Source organism: Vibrio sp. 10N.247.310.17 (genome assembly GCF_041466605.1).
GTDB classification, from domain to species: Bacteria; Pseudomonadota; Gammaproteobacteria; order Enterobacterales; family Vibrionaceae; genus Vibrio; species Vibrio tasmaniensis_A.
In genome coordinates this window covers 142,804-160,143 of the sequence record NZ_JBFSTC010000002.1, presented here as the reverse complement: position 1 = coordinate 160,143, position 17,340 = coordinate 142,804, and the positions used below count along the sequence as shown (strand labels likewise).

Below are 17,340 nucleotides of genomic sequence, written 5' to 3'. Positions count from 1 at the left end.
TCCCAGCCAAATATCCGTTCAGGTTCAAGCAATAATGCTTATCCGAACGGCATTACCTCAATTGAGGAGCCTTTTGCTTTACCAAGGAACAGTTTTAACAAGGGACTGTTTTATCAAGAGCCTCTGTTCGTCAGCCTTAACCGCTAAACAGAGTAGGGGGATTAAGCCTCTGCAGTCACTTTAGAATCGCTCATCTTTTTAAGAGCTGCATAACCAAAGCCTGTTACTGCTGTACCTGCTGCAATCGCCACTAGGTACATAAGCACTGGAGAGATAGCGCCAGGAATCAGTAGTACGAACAAGCCGCCGTGTGGAGCCATTAGCTGAGCACCAAACATCATTGATAGAGCGCCAGTTAGTGCGCCACCTGCCATACAAGCTGGGATAACACGCATTGGATCTTTCGCTGCGAATGGGATTGCACCTTCAGAGATGAAACATAGACCAAGAACGAATGATGCTTTACCTGCTTCACGCTCGCCTGCTTCAAACTTGTCTTTCACTAGGAAAGTCGCAAGGCCCATACCTAGAGCTGGAACCATACCTGCTGCCATGATTGCTGCCATTGGTGCGTAAGTTTGCGAAGCCAGTAGACCAACACCGAATGTGTAAGCCGCTTTGTTTACCGGACCACCAAGGTCGAAACACATCATAGCGCCTAGAATCACACCCAGAAGAATCGCGTTAGACGTTCCCATGTTGTTTAGGAAAGTTGTCATTGCGCTCATCACGCCAGATACAGGGCCACCCACGATGTAAACCATCACAAGACCAGTGAACAAACTCGCGATAAACGGAATGATCAGGATAGGCTTGAGGGCTTCCATGGATTGTGGAAGTTGAACCTTGTCGGCAATGAATTTCGCTGCGTAACCCGCAATGAAACCCGCTGCGATACCACCTAGGAAACCTGCGCCCGTTGAGCTAGCCAACATACCGCCGATTAGACCAGGAGCTAGACCCGGACGGTCAGCAATTGAGAATGCAATGAAACCAGCAAGAACAGGAATCATCAGTGCGAATGCAGAACCACCACCGATAGTCATCAGTGCTGCTGCTAACGTGCCTTCTTCTTTAAACGCTTCGATACCGAATACGAAAGACAGTGCAATGATCAAACCACCCGCAACCACCACAGGAAGCATGTGAGAAACACCTGTCATTAGGTGCTTGTACACGCCTTTCTTCTCGTCAGCAGGTGCTGAATTTGAAGAAGCTGTGTGTTGGTATGGTTTAGCTTCTGCGAATGCTTTTTCCATCTCTTGCTTTGTTTTCTTCAAAGCAGGGCTTGTTGTTGTTTTGTATAGCGCTTTGCCGTTAAAACGATCCAGTGGAACGTCGATATCTGCTGCGATGATAACTAGATCAGCGTCTGCGATTTCTTGGTCTGTCAGTTGGTTTTTCGCACCTACAGAACCGCGAGTTTCCACTTTGATTTGGTGGCCTAGGCGTTTGCCTTCAGCTTCAAGCGCTTCAGCCGCCATAAAGGTGTGTGCAACACCCGTTGGGCAAGCGGTAATCGCTACGATCTTTTTGCTGCCCGTCGTTGGTGAAGTGCCAGTAACCGCAACTGTTTTTTCAACTTGAGAAGCGTCTAATACTGTTGCTTCTGCTACCGCTTTCTCTAGGAATGCTTTTGCATCCGCAGTGCATTCAGATATAGCCGCTTGGTACACTTTTTTGCCGACAAAGCGCGCTTTATCAACGTTTGTGTTGGCTGCGATAACCACAACGTCGCTGCTGTCGATAGCGTCTTGCGATACGGTTGAGTCTGGTAGCACGCTTGATTGACATTCAATAGCGGCGTTCCAACCCAGTGCTTTTGTCGCTTGCTCTAACAAGCCTGCGGCGATGATGCTGTTTGCTACGCCACTAGGGCAAGCTGTGATAATGGTAATATTCATAATAAACCTTTTGTCCTATTTGCTTGTGTCTAACTGGCTAGTTGGAGCACTAAGCGACTGTAATTGGATATTTTGTAGTACTGAATCCAGCTCTTGTTGGCTGGTGATGCCCACGCCTACCTGTGAAACTGCTAGAGCAGATAGGGCGGTTGCGAATTTAATAAGTTCTGGTTTTGGCATCTGTTGCATGTGACCCCAACATAGGCCAGCGACTAATGTGTCACCTGCGCCTACCGTGCTTACCACTTGCATGCGTGGTGGTTGAGCATGTAACCATTCACCTTGGTTTAGCCACATCACGCCTTCTGCGCCAAGTGATACCACGATGTTATCGATGCCTTTTTCACTTAGGGCTTGGCCTGCGTGTTGGCATTGGTCACGAGTTGTCAGTTCTGCATTGAACAGCTGAGACAGCTCTTCATCGTTTGGCTTAATCAACCAAGGTTGCGCATTGATACCGGCTTTAAGTGCGTCACGGCTGCTATCAAATAGCACCTTCTTACCTAAATCGTGTAAGCGTTGAACCCAAGAAGCGCAAAGCTCAGGAGAGATGCCTTGTGGCAAGCTGCCTGCAATTACGAAGTAATCGTGTGTTTCAGCAAGCTCTAACAAGGTTTCTTCAAACGCTTTGATAGCGTCAGCATTAACAGGAACACCTGGGAAGTTGATGTCGCTTACTTGGCCTGAGTTCTCTACCAGTTTTACGTTGATGCGAGTTGCACCGTCGACACGGATAAAGCGGTCCGTTGCGCCCATCTGTTCAAACAGTTGGCAGAACGCTTCTTCGTTATTGCGACCAAGGAAACCCGTTACGGTCACTTTAGCGCCAAGCTCTGAAAGTACTTTTGCTACGTTTACGCCTTTACCTGCCGCGTGTAGAGAGCCTTTGTTTACTAGGCTCACTGAACCCACATTAAGTGCGTCGATAGCGCCAGTTAGGTCGAGAGCTGGGTTTAGCGTAACGGTAACGGCTTTGATTTGTTTATCAGACATATCGATTCCTTAACCTTCACTAAGGCCTGAAGCGATAGCTTTGCCAATCGATTCAAGTGCTTGTGCTGCATCTTCACCTTCAGCAACAAACTGAAGCTGGTGGCCGTGTTTAACGCCAAGCGCGATGACTTTCATCAAGCTCTTCGCGTTCACTTCTTTTCCGTCGCCATCTAGGTTTGAAACGCGGATAGTTGATTCAAACTTCTTCGCTTCAGCGACTAGCATTGCGCCCGGACGAGCGTGCAGGCCGTGTGCGTTTTTGATTTTGAATACTGCGCAGTTGTCATCGTCTTGAGAAGCTGTAGAAACCGCTTCACCTTTCAGAAGACCAATCACTTGCGCTGCGTCAGCGGTTAGCAGTTGTTGCTGTTTACCTTCGAAAACCATCTTGCTTAGGTTTGCCAGAATAGATTGGTGCGCGCTGTTACAAGCGGCGAATGCCACCAATGCTTTAACTGGTGTGCCTTCGAATTCACAATCGTTCGCTGTTGAAACGAACGATACGCCAGTGCGTGTTACGCCTATGTCGCTGCCCAACAACCACAGGCCTTGGCCTAGGTGAGTCGGTGTTTTCGTCACTAGGTCGGCAACGAATGCGTTGTCTGTGCAACCAGTGTTCTTAAGAAGGCCGCCCGCAACGGCAGACATTTGAATCATGTCGCTTGCAGGGAACAGTAGCTGAACTAAAGAAGCGTCTAGGTCGGCTTCTAGCTGAACTTCGCCGTTAAGTAGGGCGATGATTTCGTCTTCTGATTTCGCTTGCTTTAATTTCTCTTCGACACCGTCTGCCGCTAGCACTTTCGTTAGCTGCTTAAGAATGCCTAAATGCTCGTCAGATTTCGCCGCAATACCAATTGCTACGTAAACACGGTTGCCGTCTGCCCAATCAATACCTTCTGGGAAGTGGTGTACCGCAACGCCTGTCTCTTTTACTAGGCCACGCGTGTCAGTGGTGCCGTGAGGAATCGCGATGCCGTTACCTAGGAACGTAGAGTTCTGGTTTTCACGGTTCAGCATTCCTTCAACGTAGCCAGAGTCAACTAAGCCTTTCGCGGTCAGGTCGCCAGCAATGTTCTGGATAGCTTTGAATTTGTCTTCGGCAGTTTGGCCTAGAGTGATGTCAGATTTTGATAATTTAAGCATGGTGCCTCTTTAGCGTATCGCTTGAGAATTTGTGTATCGCTACGATTCAGTCTAGAGCAAGATTTATGGAGCTGAACTCTTCGCCTTACGCTTGCTGAATCGGTTCAGCATTCAGTGTAAAAAAATTCAGCAAAGCCGATTTTGGTTTTCAAAATAGTTTTGCTGCGTGTCGTAATTCCAGTTTCGTTAATAACGAGAAGTTGAATCACAACAAATGACGCTCAATCCATTCAAAAGGATGATTGAAGTCACTTTTCAGATTTTGCTGAATCCTTTCAGCTTTTATACTGAATCGATTCAGCATATAATTCAACTAATCCGAGGATCAGATCATTGGTTATATGATCCTACGCACAAAATACAGGTCACCCATATGACACTTGATGAAATTGCTAAATTGGCTGGAGTATCGAAAACCACGGCCAGTTATGTCATCAACGGCAAGGCGCAGAAATACAGAATCAGTGAAAAGACTCAGCAGAAAGTCATGGCGGTTGTGGAAGAGTATAACTACCGACCAGACCATGCTGCTTCGTCGCTGCGCGCTGGTAATAGCCGTTCATTTGGTTTGATTATTCCTGACTTGGAAAACAGCAGTTACGCGCGTTTAGCAAAATTGATAGAGCAGAACTCACGTAAAGTGGGCTATCAGATTTTGATTGGCTGTTCAGATGATGACGCTGAAACCGAACGTAAAGTTGCGGAAGCGCTTGTTAGCCGTCGTATCGATGCCTTGCTGGTGGCGAGCTCAATGCCAGACGCCAATGAGTTTTACTTAAAGCTGCAAAACTCAGGCACGCCAGTCATCGCGATTGACCGTCCTTTAGATGATGAGCACTTTGCCTGCGTGATCAGTGAAGATTTCGAAGCCGCATTTGAACTGACGCACTCGATTCTTGATGACAGCATTCACAGTGTTGGCCTTATTGGCGCACTACCTGATCTGAACATTTCGCGAGAACGTCAGTTGGGTTTTGAAGCGGCGAATAAAGCACATACTCAACAAACAGGGCTAACAGAAAACAAGCCGATGGTTGTCGGTTATGGTGAGCACTTTGACCGAGAATCTGGACGCGAGGTTTTTGAAGAGTGGATTGCTAAAGGCACAGTTCCTGATGCGGTCGTCACTATGTCTTATACCTTGTTAGAGGGTGTGCTTGATGTGATGGTCGAAAAGCCAGAACTGATCAGCCAAGTAAAGCTGGCAACCTTTGGTGATAATCGTTTATTGGACTTCTTACCTTTTAAAGTCCATTCACTGCCACAGCAATTCGAAGTGATTGCAGACAGCGCCTTTGCACTTGCTTTGAACGCGTCAGCTAAACGCTATCAAGCGGGTATTGAACTAGTGCCAAGAAGCTTAGTAAAACGAGGCTAATTCCAGTTAGTTTACACAAGCTAGGTTAGACTTGGACACTTAGCTCGAACTTGGCTTTAACTCGAACCTGTAATTAACTCGAGCTAAGCAATAAGCCCATTTCTACAATGGCAACAATGCCGAGTAACAAAGCCAACACCTTCCAAAACTGGATCGGGTTTCGGTTTATCAAAGGTTGCTTGGCTTTGCTTTTCACCAAGCTTTGGTTTGGTGTGTAAAGGTCTGCCACAAAATCTCCCAACACTTGATGACGTTCGCTTGGCGATTCCGCGCAGGCTTTTTGTAACACCAAATCTACCCAACTGGGTAAGTCCGCTCGTTTCTGAGTGATGGGTTGGTATTCCCACTGATGATGACGAGATTGCTTAAGCGATTGTGCCGTCATTTCAGAGTAGGGCAATGCACCGGTTAGCATCTCATAACCGATCACGGCGATAGAGAACAGATCTGAGCTGGTGGTCGCGCTGTTGTGCTTGATGGTCTCGGGTGCAATGTAATTGACCGCGCCTAATGGTGTGTCGTCTTTGTCGGTGAGCTCTCCCTCTTCAAGGCCTCTCACTAACACTGCACCAAGGTCGATGATTTTTACCTCACCATCACGTTGAATCATGATGTTCTCGGGCTTTAAGTCTCGGTGCACCATGTCTGCGCGTTGTAATACTCGAATACCTTGTGTGATTTTTTCTAGTATGTCGCGTACTTCATTGAGTGACGGTTTTGGATTGTCGTACATCCATTGTCTTAGCGTGATGCCTTCTACCCATTCGCAGATTTGATATAAGAATTGCGAGTTCTCTGGCGTAGGGTAGACCTTCATTACCTTCTTATTGTTCAGCAAGATCCCCGCCCATTGTTCATTAAAGAAAGCTCTGAGTTGCGAAGGGCTATCGTGATATTGAACGGAAGGGACTTTTAGCACGAACTCGGTTTGTGTCTCTTTCTGCATCACACGATACACATGGCTTCTAGAGCCTGCATACAACACCTCAAGCACCATGAAGTTGTCGATACTTTGCCCGAGCTTTAACGCGGGTGGGATGGCACGTTTAGCCAGCTTTTCATGGAACTCAATCAGCGAAGGTTTAGGTAGATGGCTGACTTGCACAATCAAACAGCTCACGTTATCTGAGCTATTGTGGCTTAAAGCGGTGTTACAGATCGTTTGTGCTGCGTATTCAAAATCCGCTCCAGGCTTATCGATGTGTTCATTGAATGTGTTGGGCGAGACAAACTCGTGCACACCATCCGAAGTGAGGATAAAGCAGTCGTTTTTCTTGATAGGCAGGGTTTGATAATCAACGTTGAGTTGGTTGTCCATGCCTAAGGCGCGTGTTAAGTAATGCTTCTGCCCCATATTTTTACGGGTGTGGTCGCGTGTCAGTTGTCGTAATTCTCCATCTCTTAGTAAGTAAATGCGACTGTCGCCAACGTGGAATATATGCGCGGTGTTTGATTTGAGTATCACGCTGCTGAACGTCGAAACGAGGGCGTTGTGGTTCACTTGTTGTGCAGGATGAATGTTAGAAACAGACGTGTTGAAGAGCCAAGAATTGAGGGACGTTAAGACTTTCTGTGCAGAGCGCTGAATGCTCCAGCTATTTGGCGTGGCGTAATAGTCGTCGATAAACTGCATCACGCTAGTGTGACTGGCTTTCTGGCCGTGTTCACTGCAACTTGCCCCGTCTGCTATGCAGGCGACACTGCCTTTCAACTCTTGCTCAGTACGAGTTTTGGGGTGCTTTACAATGATGGCGTCTTGGTTTTCATCACGTATGCCTTTATTCGAATAACCACCAAACTTAAGCGTTAACTGGTTGTTGGATTCTGGCGTGACGACTTGCCCTTGGCTGAATGAAATTGTCATAACTGGTCTTCTTTTAACTGTTCTTCTTCCCGCTTCCTTGACAGAACATCCTAGGAAGAACAAAAGCTCTAGTGAACTTAGAGCCTTTGAACGAAGCACCTAGCGTTGATGTATCCGCTAAGGTGCCTCTCCCGATTCAATAATATCAATGCTTCTTAGTACAGACCCTAGCTTGAAACATTAATTAGCGTGACACTGCCGTCGTCGTTTACTTCGGCGATTTGACCGTTAGGCTCTTCCATGAACAGTAGAGTTACAAAGCCAAGTACCGCTGTTGCAGCAATCACTAAGAAGAACGTTTGGTAGCTCACGAATGACAACACAGTTAGGTAAACTACCGCACCCACGTTACCGTAAGCACCTGTCATACCAGCAATCTGACCTGTCATACGACGCTTGATTAGAGGAACTGTTGCGAATACTGCACCTTCACCCGCTTGCACGAAGAAAGAACACGCCATCGCAGCGACAACCGCTAGCCATACAGGCCATGTGCTGTCGACTTGACCCATTGCGAAGTAACCCACAGCAAGACCAATCGTTAGAATAAGCAGTGTTGGTTTACGACCGAATTTGTCTGAAATCCAACCACCACCTGGGCGAGACATTAGGTTCATAAAGGCATAAGCCGATGCAACCATACCTGCAAGAACCGGTGTTAATTCAAAGGTGTCAGAGAAGAACAGTGGCAGCATAGAAACAACAGCCAGTTCAGAACCAAATGTCGCGAAGTACAATACGTTAAGTACCGCAACTTGCTTGAATTTGTACTGGTGAATCTCTGGTACTTCTTCTTTAAATACGTTCTTGTTTACTTTCCAAACTTGCGATACTTCGTACACGTAAAGCGCAGCCAAACCTGCGTAAACCGAGTTAACCGCCATGTCAGAAAGCATATTGATGTTGCTTGGTGATAGCTTCCAAGTCAGTAGCGCTAAAGCGGCATACATTGGGATCTTCATAATAAGTAGGAAGAAAAAGTCACCCTTTGATGTCACTTCCATTGCCGTTACTTGAGCTGGTTTGAAGTAAGTAGAACCTTTTGGTGTATCCGTTACGTTTTTGTAGAACACAAACGAGAACGCTAAGCTCATAAGGCCAGTAATACCAACCGCATAACGCCAGCCGTCTTCACCACCAAACGCTAAAGCCAGAGTTGGAAGTGTGAATGCTGCCGCTGCTGAACCGAAGTTACCCCAACCGCCGTAAATACCTTCTGCAGTACCCAATTCATTGTGTGGGAACCACTCAGACACAAGGCGAATACCGACAACGAAGCCAGCGCCAATGAAGCCAAGTAGGAAACGAGCAATTGCCGCTTGAATGAAAGAGTCTGCCATGGCAAACATAAAACAAGGGATTGAACAGACAGCGAGTAGCGAAGAGTAGACCAATCTTGGGCCGTATCTGTCGGTTAACATACCAATGGCGACACGCGCCGGAATGGTCAATGCGACGTTGAGAATAAGCAGTGTTTTGATCTCTTCAGTGGAAAGACCAAGCGACGTTTTTACCATTTGCAGTAGTGGGGCAAAGTTGAACCACACAACAAAGGTGATAAAAAAGGCCATCCAACTTAGGTGTAAGGTTTTCATCTTACCCGTAAATGAAAGCAGCGAAAATTTTGTGTTATCCATGGTTTAAATCCTTTAAATCTGGAAAATTACCCGGCTTTAGCTCGTGCGTTACTTCCGAAATTCGAACGCATTAATGTGGCTAAACCCTGTGCCGAAATTGCTCACGCCTATAAAGCGTTTACATGATGATGTCGGCGATTAGTTAACTGGCGATAGCAAGCGGTGCGAGAACCTGAACCTGTTCTCCTTGCGTGCGAACTTCAAATTTCACGAGCTTGAGATCGGGTTGTTCAAGGCACGCGCCAGTTTCTAAGTGGTAATGCTGCTTGTATAAGGGTGAGGCTACGTAAGGCTCACCGCTTAATGAACCAATGATACCACGTGACATCACATTCGCCTTGCCAACAGGATCGTAATTAGAGAGTCCATAAAGCGTGTCACTGCGCTTACAGTAAAAAATAGCCACTTGGTTATCGTCTACTTTGGCGCAAATACCACCGTTTGGGGTTAAGTCCCGGGTGTTGCATACGGTTGTCCAATTTTCCATGACTTTCTCCTAGTCAAAACATAAAACTAATAATCAATTTAATTAGGGTGATAGCCGACAGCAGTTTTCTTGGGCTGCGCCGCTGTCGACTCTCGATATTGGGTTTAGTTGTTACTTATTCACTGACCGTCAATTCGGCTTACGAAACTTCCGTGACTTCGATTTGGTCGGCCTTGGTTAGCATTTCATCTCGTTGTGAATCTGAAGAAGAGCTCAAGCTCGGCTTAGGAAAACGCTGCTCTCGTTCTTTGATGAATGACAGGCTAGTGTCCATTTCTTCGCTGTTGATGTAGTGCTGGAAACGCTTCATTTTTTCAGGGTTTTCGATGGTGGTTTTCCACTCACATTGGTATTTTTCGATGTTAAGGGCGATATCGGCTTCAAGTTCTTCAGCAACGTTGAGCTTGTCTTCAATCACGACTTGTTTGAGGTATTCAATGCCACCTTCAAGGTTTTCCATCCATACCGATGTGCGCTGTAGGCGATCTGCGGTACGTGTGTAGAACATCAGAATACGGTCGATGTATTGCAGCAGGGTGGTTTCATCAAGGTCGGTAGCGAAAAGGTCACCATGGCGAGGGCGCATACCACCGTTACCACAGATGTAGAGGTTCCAGCCTTTGTCGGTAGCGATAATGCCAAAGTCTTTTGATTGAGCTTCTGCACATTCACGAGTACAGCCAGAAACCGCAAACTTGATCTTGTGTGGTGAGCGTAAGCCTTTGTATCGGTTCTCAAGTCGAATCGCTAAGCCAACACTGTCGTCGACACCGTATCGACACCATGTGCTGCCTACACACGACTTAACAGTACGTACTGACTTACCGTAGGCATGGCCAGTTTCAAAACCAGCATCAATCAGCTTTTTCCAGATGATTGGCAGTTCGTTAAGTTGCGCGCCAAACAAATCGACACGCTGACCACCGGTGATCTTGGTGTAAAGGTCGAACTCTTTTGCGACTTCGCCTAAAACGATCAACTTGTCGGGTGTGATTTCTCCGCCAGCAATACGCGGAACCACAGAGTAGGTGCCGTCTTTTTGCATGTTGCCGAGGTAGATGTCATTGGTGTCTTGCAGTTCGATGTGTTGATCTTCGAGGATGTAATCGTTCCAGTAAGAAGCCAAAATAGAACCCACAGCAGGCTTACACACGGTACAGCCCAACCCGTTTCCGTGAGAATCTAACAGCTCATCGAAGGTCTTGATTTTGTTGACGCGGATGATGTCAGTTAGCTCTTGACGAGAATAAGCAAAGTGCTCACAGATATCGTTAGAAACCTCGACACCTAGGTTACTCAGCTCACTATCCAGAACCTGTTTAGCAAGGGCAGAACAACCGCCACAACCTGTCGACGCATTAGTGGTTTCTTTCAATGCGGCCATCGTGGTGCAGCCTGCTGAAACGGCGTCTTTAATGTCGCCTTTGGTTACATCAAAACACGAACAAATCACTGCGCTATCGGGCAGAGCTTCAACGCCCATTGCCGAACCTGAATCATCGGCCACGTTAGGTAAAATCAATACCGATGGGTTTTCAGGAAGGGGCATATCGTTTTGTTTGATTTGCAGTAGCGAACCGTAAGCCTCTGCATCACCGACCAATACTGCACCGACAATCTTTGTGCCATCTGCCGAGATGATCAGGCGCTTATAAACTTGTTCAATTTCATCGTTGTAGGTATACGACTGAGCGCCTTCCGTCTTGCCGTGTACTTCACCAATACTGGCCACATCGACGCCAAGCAGTTTGAGCTTGGTACTCATGTCAGCGCCAGTAAATGCAGCATCGTCAGTACCGCCGGAGACAATATGCGAAGCCGCGACTTTCGCCATGGAGTAACCGGGGGCGACTAAGCCGAAGATCTTGTTGTCCCAAAGCGCACATTCACCAATCGCATAGACGTTGTCGATGTTAGTTTGGCAGTGATCATTAATCACGATGCCGCCACGTTCACCAATGGCGATATCAGAGCTGCGAGCTAGGGCATCTTGAGGGCGAATACCTGCAGAGAACACGATCATATCGGTTTCAAGGTGGGTGCCGTCTGCAAAGTTCATTCTGTAGCGAGCGTTCTCACCGGCGACTATCTCAGAGGTGGCCTTCTCGGTATGAACCTGCACACCAAGATCTTCAATCTTTCTGCGCAGTAGGGCACCGCCACCGTCATCCAATTGAACGGCCATTAGGCGAGGCGCGAATTCAACCACATGGGTTTCCAAGCCAAGGTTTTTGACTGCGTTTGCGGCTTCTAAGCCAAGCAGGCCACCACCAATCACTACGCCAGATTTGCTGCCTTTGCTAGATAGTTCAATGGCGTCTAGATCTTCGATAGTGCGATAAACGTGGCAGTGTTCTTGGTCGTTACCGGGAATTGGGGGAACAAAAGGGAATGAACCGGTCGCCAGAATCAAGGTGTCATAACTCTCAGTATGTCCCGATTCAGTCACAACGCACTTATTTTCAGTATCCAGTTGAGCGACTCTCGCGTTGAGAAGGTAATTGACGCCATTGCTTTGGTAATACTCTTCGCTGGTTAATGCCAAATCATCAGCATTTCCGCGCTTGAAGTAAGCCGTCAACTGAACTCGGTCGTATGCCAGCCTTGGCTCTTCACTAAAAGTAATTACATCAAACTCATCACTGTCTGATTGCAGGATGTTGTCGATAAATTTGTGTCCAACCATGCCGTTACCAACAACGACGATTTTCTTCTTGCTCATAATCCATTCCTTATTCTCGGCGTCACCATCACTAGCATCTAATTTCTAGTCGTTAGCAGATGAATACCGGGTTGAGATTCCACTCAATTCATAATCATCAAGAAAAACAAAAATGTTTTTTCTAAGTCTTGGTTTCTAGTGGATCAAGGAGGGTGCCAGATTGCGAGTTGTTCATCCAAATAAAATTTAATCTATATATTTCAGATATTTAAAAATTTAAGGTGGCACGTAATTACCCCTAAAGTGGTATGTAAAATTTTTGTTAGATTTATATAAATGAGCGTTTGTGGTGCAACTTTCCGCAAGATGGTGCAAAAATTAAGTTTCTATCTTGGTTAAGTTCGATTTTGTTCAGCGTTGATATTTTATCTTTAATTAAGTTGTTGTTTTTAATTGGAAATATTTCAGTTTGGTCGGCTGGTATTAAGTGGCGTGCTATTTGCTTGGTTTGAGTTATTACAATTATGGATAATTGAGCGAGAAACGGATGACCGATTCAAACAGCGGCTGGATAAAATCAACCTGTGCTTATTGTGGTGTAGGGTGTGGAATAGAAGCGAGACCGACATCGTTAGGAAAACTAGAAGTGCGTGGTGATAAAGATCATCCATCAAACTATGGAAAGCTATGTACTAAAGGGATTGCGCTTGGTGATACCGTCACGCCTTTAGGACGCCTAACACAGCCTGCTCATATTCAGAATGAGCAAAAACAAGAGCTGGATTGGAACCGTGCCACTCAGTTGGTCGCAGACAAATTCAATCAAACCATCGAAGAATTTGGGGCCGATTCGGTTGCGTTCTATGTGTCTGGTCAGCTTCTTACCGAAGACTATTACGTTGCCAATAAACTGATGAAAGGCTTCATCGGCAGTGGCAACATCGACAGTAACTCTAGGCTGTGTATGGCTTCAACCGTGGTCGGGCATAAGCGTGCATTTGGCGCAGACACAGTACCGGTATGCTATGAAGATCTCGAGCAAGCCGATCTAGTCGTGATTACTGGCTCAAATCTAGCTTGGTGTCACCCTGTGTTATTCCAAAGATTAAGAGCCGCAAAACAAGCCAACCCTGCATTGAAAGTCATCGTCATCGACCCGCGTTATACCGACACCTGTGAAATCGCAGACATTCACTTGGCATTGGAATCAGGCTCAGACGTGGCGTTGTTCAATGGTTTATTGGGCTATCTCGACGATAACGACAAGCTAGATTCAGACTATATAGAAAACCACACTCAAGGCTTTACTGAATCGATTCGATCTGCAACCCAATATCGTTATACTGAATCAGACTATACCGAATCAAGTAAGGGAGACAAAAGCGTTTCTGAGCTAACAGGGCTTACCGAGCAGCAGCTAAAACAGTTCTACAGTTTGTTTGCATCGAATGAGAAGGTGCTGACCATTTACTCTCAAGGCGTGAACCAATCCACACAAGGGTGCGATAAGGTAAACGCCATTATTAACTGCCATTTAGCGACCGGGAAAATCGGTAAGCCGGGTATGGGGCCATTCTCTGTAACGGGCCAGCCGAATGCAATGGGCGGACGTGAGGTGGGCGGTTTAGCTAATACCTTAGCGGCGCACTTTGAATTTGGTGACCCGCAATCACACCAAACCGTCAGCGAGTTCTGGCAAACCGACAGCTTAGCCACACATGCGGGTTTAAAAGCGATTGACCTGTTTGATGCCATGAATGAAGGCAAAATCAAAGCGGTGTGGATCATGGCGACTAACCCAGTCGTGAGTTTGCCAGATAGCGAAAAGATCAAAGCCGCATTAGAGAAGTGCCCATTTGTGGTGGTGTCTGATTGTATTGCCGATACGGAAACCACGCGCTTGGCCGATGTGGTGCTGCCCGCGCAAGGGTGGAGCGAGAAGTCGGGCACCGTGACTAACTCTGAACGTCGAATCTCACGCCAACGCCGTATATTACCAAGCCCAGGGGAAGCCAAACCCGATTGGTGGATACTAAAAGAAGTCGCGCAAAAAATGGGATTCAAAGAGCAGTTTGATTACCGCCACGAAGGTGAGATCTTTAAAGAGTATTGTGAGATGACTGCGCTTGGTAATGAAACAGGTAAAGCGCGTGACTTGTGCTTAATCGGTCTGACTCAGTTAGATGAGAAAGGCTATGGCGAACTTACTCCACAGCAATGGCCAGTGCTTGAATATCAACCAGAGATCATTGAGCAGCGTATGTTCACCACTGGCGAGTTCTTTACCGAATCTGGTAAAGCGCAGTTTATTGCGGTTGAGCACGACAAACCGATTGCCGACACCAGCCTTGAATTCCCACTTATCATGAACACAGGTCGAATCCGAGACCAATGGCACACCATGAGCCGCACGGGCTTGGCCGCAGGTTTAGGCGAACACACACCAGAACCCTTTGTAGCCATGCACCCAGATACCGTTGCAGAGCTTGGTTTAGATGAATTTGGGCTAGATGCCTTCAACCACGCCACTATTAATCCTGTAGTGAAAGTGCGCAGTGAACAAGGGGAGTGCCAAGCCCGCCTAGTGGTAACCAAAGAGATGCGCCGCGAGCAAGTATTCATGCCTATTCACTGGAATGCACCGACTGCCAAAGACAGTAAGCCATGCGACCTGATCTTGCCTCATACCGATGCGGCCTCTGGACAGCCAGAATTCAAACACACCCCTGTGGTGGTCGAGCCGTGTGGTTATCGCAGTGAAGCCGCACTGGTCAGCGACAAGGTGATAGATTGCAGCGGCTTTGATTACTGGGTTCGCCAAAGAGTGGAGGGCGGTTTTCTGTATCGTATTTCATCATCGAAGAACCCAATGGAGTTGGTGATTCAGCTTGCCAACACCCTCGATGCTTTACCAGAACCGAATGCAGAGGCGATTAAATCACTCCATTACCACGGCAATAAATCATTCAAGAATTACGGCTCTGCCAAGCTGGATCAATTTGGTGTGAAGCAAGCTTTTGTGGTGAACAGCAAGCTCGACCATCAAAGCATCGAATGGCTGGTGGCATGCCTAACCCGAGAGGCCGATGAAGAGTTCGAAGCCGAGTTTTTGAGTACCATGGCGAAGTAGTTACTACCTCTTACTCACCGTACCTATAGCAAAAACGCCGACAATCATGTCGGCGTGTTTTGGGAAAATTAGGCAGAAATTATATCAACGATCACGTCATCCATAATTTACTAACCATCACGCCTCATACAAATCTAGAACTAACCATTTTGTTTGGGTAAAGAAATACATGAGGAAAATGATAAGCAATACACACATTTACATAATTTCCGCATTCAATTTTGGCTATACGGAATACTTCTGCTTTTCGTCATGTATGATGCGGTTATCTTGGTAAGGTGCTGTTATTAAATGAGTTATTTAACTAAGTATGAGGTGGTTTGATTACTAGACAGAAATGCTCTAGTGATAAAATTAATAATTATTCAGTTTAATAACTGCTGTGCTTGGAGAGGAAATGGTCAGGGAAGCGACAAAAGACGATTGTGTAAAATTAGCGGCATTGTCCATTAAAGTCTGGCTAGACACATATGCGAGAGAAGGGGTCAAAACTGAATACGCTGAGTATGTCTTGTCTACTTTCACGGCAGCCTACTTCTTTGAAATATTGAATACCACTAAATATCGTGTGTTTGTAAGTGAAGAAAATGAGGTTATTCAAGGCTACGTAATGATTAACCTTGAATCGCACTACCAAACGCCTGGCAATGGCTTTGAAGTAGAAAAACTTTATGTAGATAACATTTTCAAAGGTAAAGGGATAGGCCGAAAGCTTTTGAATGGAATCGAGAATCAGTTTGGTAATAAATACTGGCTGTACACTTGGGTAGAAAATGAATCGAATGGCTTTTATGAACATTTAGGTTTTAGTCGAATAGGTTTACTGACTTTTGAGTTTTCTGGAGCGTTGATAGAAAACAATGTGTATCAATCAGCCCACACACATTGAATCAAGTTAGTCCTTTAGTGGGTAACACTTCTCGATAAATCGTCGCATAGTCATAGAATTCAAGTGACATAGGCATAGTGAGGTAAAGATGGACAAGGCGAAATTCATTCAGCAGCACCTTATTGAAAAGGGCGTCCCTGCAGACTTAACGAGGCCAAATACCTTTATTTGGTCAAAATACACTAACGTGTCTCAAACGCCTCTGGTGTTTCAATCGCTTCAAAAAGTATTCTTGATTTATGGATTATCGATGGCCGTAATTTGGGGGTCTTTGATGTGGATGTTTACTTGGCACTCAGAGCCTGAACATTGGAAAAATTACCTTATTTCATCTGCTATTTTCGGTTTCTTTATGGGACTTGTTAATGTGTTCAGAATCGTCAAGGCACGAAAAAAATTGGGTGAAAAGAGTTGGGGAAATTGGAGTAAGAAAAACTACGGATAAGCGCGATAACAAGCAGTTAAAATGATTCGTAATACTTGGCATTTAGGAGTTTACTCTTCTTCTTGATATCTACAAAAGCTATAGCCAAAGATTTGCCAGATGAATACGTTACACCTTGCAATTTTTGTGAAACGGAAAACGTTACACAACACTTAACACACCGTGTTGGCGATAAAAGGAAAATTGAGAGTTATGTGGATAGAACAGAGCCTGATTGAAGGTGAGCATGTGGATCTTGAGCCTCTTACTATAGGGCATGTATCTGAATTAATTGAGGCGGTGAAAGATGGAGAGCATTGGAAGCTATGGTTCGCTAATGTACCGAGCCCAGAAAAAATGGAACGATACGTTAGTGACGCTATCGCTCAAATGGACCTAGGTAATGTGGCTTATGCTGTGCGAGTTAAATCCACTAATCAAGTCGTAGGGACTACCCGCTACTATGGTGTTGATGGTCCAAATAGACGTGCTTTAATTGGTTATACTTGGTATTCAAATGTGGCTAGGGGAACACTGATAAATAAAGAGTGTAAATACCTTCTCCTAAAACAATTATTTGAGCGCTATGAAGCCATTGCCGTCGAGTTTCGCACTCATGTTGGGAATACCATCTCTCGAAGAGCGATTGAAGGGCTTGGTGCAAGTATCGATGGTATCCTGCGTAATCATCAAATCTTAAAGGATGGCTCTGTAAGAGATACGGTTGTGTATTCAATTATTGACTCGGAGTGGCCAGAGGTTAAGCAAGGATTTCTTAAAAAACTCAGCCAATAAATACTATTATTTACGATTCACAATCCATGGCATT

12 protein-coding genes are annotated in these 17,340 nt (G+C 46.0%); 5 read left to right on the top strand and 7 right to left on the bottom strand.

What is annotated here, in order from left to right; translation table 11 throughout:
* Positions 1 to 161: 161 nt before the first annotated feature.
* From fruA to fruB, 3 genes are read right to left on the bottom strand one after another with little or no spacing between them, the layout of a single operon-like run.
* Positions 162 to 1,904: a PTS fructose transporter subunit IIBC gene (gene fruA / locus AB6D80_RS01440; protein ID WP_372187604.1), complete on the bottom strand. Its 1,743-nt coding sequence runs from the start codon at positions 1,902 to 1,904 to the stop codon at positions 162 to 164.
* A gap of 15 nt (positions 1,905 to 1,919) precedes the next feature.
* On the bottom strand, positions 1,920 to 2,897 hold the full coding sequence (gene pfkB / locus AB6D80_RS01435; RefSeq protein WP_054547030.1) for a 1-phosphofructokinase: 978 nt from the start codon (positions 2,895 to 2,897) through the stop codon (positions 1,920 to 1,922).
* A gap of 9 nt (positions 2,898 to 2,906) precedes the next feature.
* The gene (fruB, locus tag AB6D80_RS01430) at positions 2,907 to 4,040 is read right to left on the bottom strand and encodes a fused PTS fructose transporter subunit IIA/HPr protein (RefSeq protein ID WP_372187603.1); all 1,134 of its coding nucleotides are present in this window, start codon (positions 4,038 to 4,040) and stop codon (positions 2,907 to 2,909) included.
* Positions 4,041 to 4,413: 373 nt separating this feature from the next.
* Between fruB and cra the strand changes: the two genes are divergently transcribed.
* Positions 4,414 to 5,418: a catabolite repressor/activator gene (gene cra, locus AB6D80_RS01425; RefSeq protein ID WP_372187601.1), complete on the top strand. Its 1,005-nt coding sequence runs from the start codon at positions 4,414 to 4,416 to the stop codon at positions 5,416 to 5,418.
* A 73-nt stretch (positions 5,419 to 5,491) separates the two neighbouring features.
* Here the strand turns inward: cra and AB6D80_RS01420 are convergent, their stop codons facing one another.
* From AB6D80_RS01420 to nirB, 4 genes are all read right to left on the bottom strand, one after another.
* On the bottom strand, positions 5,492 to 7,282 hold the full coding sequence (locus AB6D80_RS01420) for a protein kinase domain-containing protein (RefSeq protein WP_372187600.1): 1,791 nt from the start codon (positions 7,280 to 7,282) through the stop codon (positions 5,492 to 5,494).
* A gap of 167 nt (positions 7,283 to 7,449) precedes the next feature.
* Positions 7,450 to 8,919, bottom strand: coding sequence for a NarK family nitrate/nitrite MFS transporter (locus tag AB6D80_RS01415; RefSeq protein WP_372187599.1), 1,470 nt, complete (start codon positions 8,917 to 8,919; stop codon positions 7,450 to 7,452).
* 142 nt (positions 8,920 to 9,061) lie between these two features.
* The gene (nirD, locus tag AB6D80_RS01410) at positions 9,062 to 9,406 is read right to left on the bottom strand and encodes a nitrite reductase small subunit NirD (protein WP_372187598.1); all 345 of its coding nucleotides are present in this window, start codon (positions 9,404 to 9,406) and stop codon (positions 9,062 to 9,064) included.
* A 139-nt stretch (positions 9,407 to 9,545) separates the two neighbouring features.
* Entirely contained in the window at positions 9,546 to 12,128 is a 2,583-nt protein-coding gene (nirB, locus tag AB6D80_RS01405) for a nitrite reductase large subunit NirB (RefSeq protein WP_076648524.1), read from the bottom strand.
* A gap of 472 nt (positions 12,129 to 12,600) precedes the next feature.
* Between nirB and AB6D80_RS01400 the strand changes: the two genes are divergently transcribed.
* From AB6D80_RS01400 to AB6D80_RS01385, 4 genes are all read left to right on the top strand, one after another.
* The gene (locus tag AB6D80_RS01400) at positions 12,601 to 15,198 is read left to right on the top strand and encodes a molybdopterin oxidoreductase family protein (protein WP_372187596.1); all 2,598 of its coding nucleotides are present in this window, start codon (positions 12,601 to 12,603) and stop codon (positions 15,196 to 15,198) included.
* Positions 15,199 to 15,595: 397 nt separating this feature from the next.
* Complete coding sequence (locus AB6D80_RS01395; protein ID WP_108099257.1) at positions 15,596 to 16,087, top strand: GNAT family N-acetyltransferase; 492 nt, start codon at positions 15,596 to 15,598, stop codon at positions 16,085 to 16,087.
* Between the two features lie 88 nt (positions 16,088 to 16,175).
* Positions 16,176 to 16,532, top strand: a complete 357-nt coding sequence (locus tag AB6D80_RS01390; RefSeq protein ID WP_108099255.1) for a DUF6404 family protein — start codon at positions 16,176 to 16,178, stop codon at positions 16,530 to 16,532.
* A gap of 192 nt (positions 16,533 to 16,724) precedes the next feature.
* A complete protein-coding gene (locus AB6D80_RS01385; protein ID WP_108193120.1) occupies positions 16,725 to 17,306 on the top strand; it encodes a GNAT family N-acetyltransferase in 582 nt (193 codons plus the stop codon).
* The last annotated feature ends 34 nt before the right edge of the window (positions 17,307 to 17,340 follow it).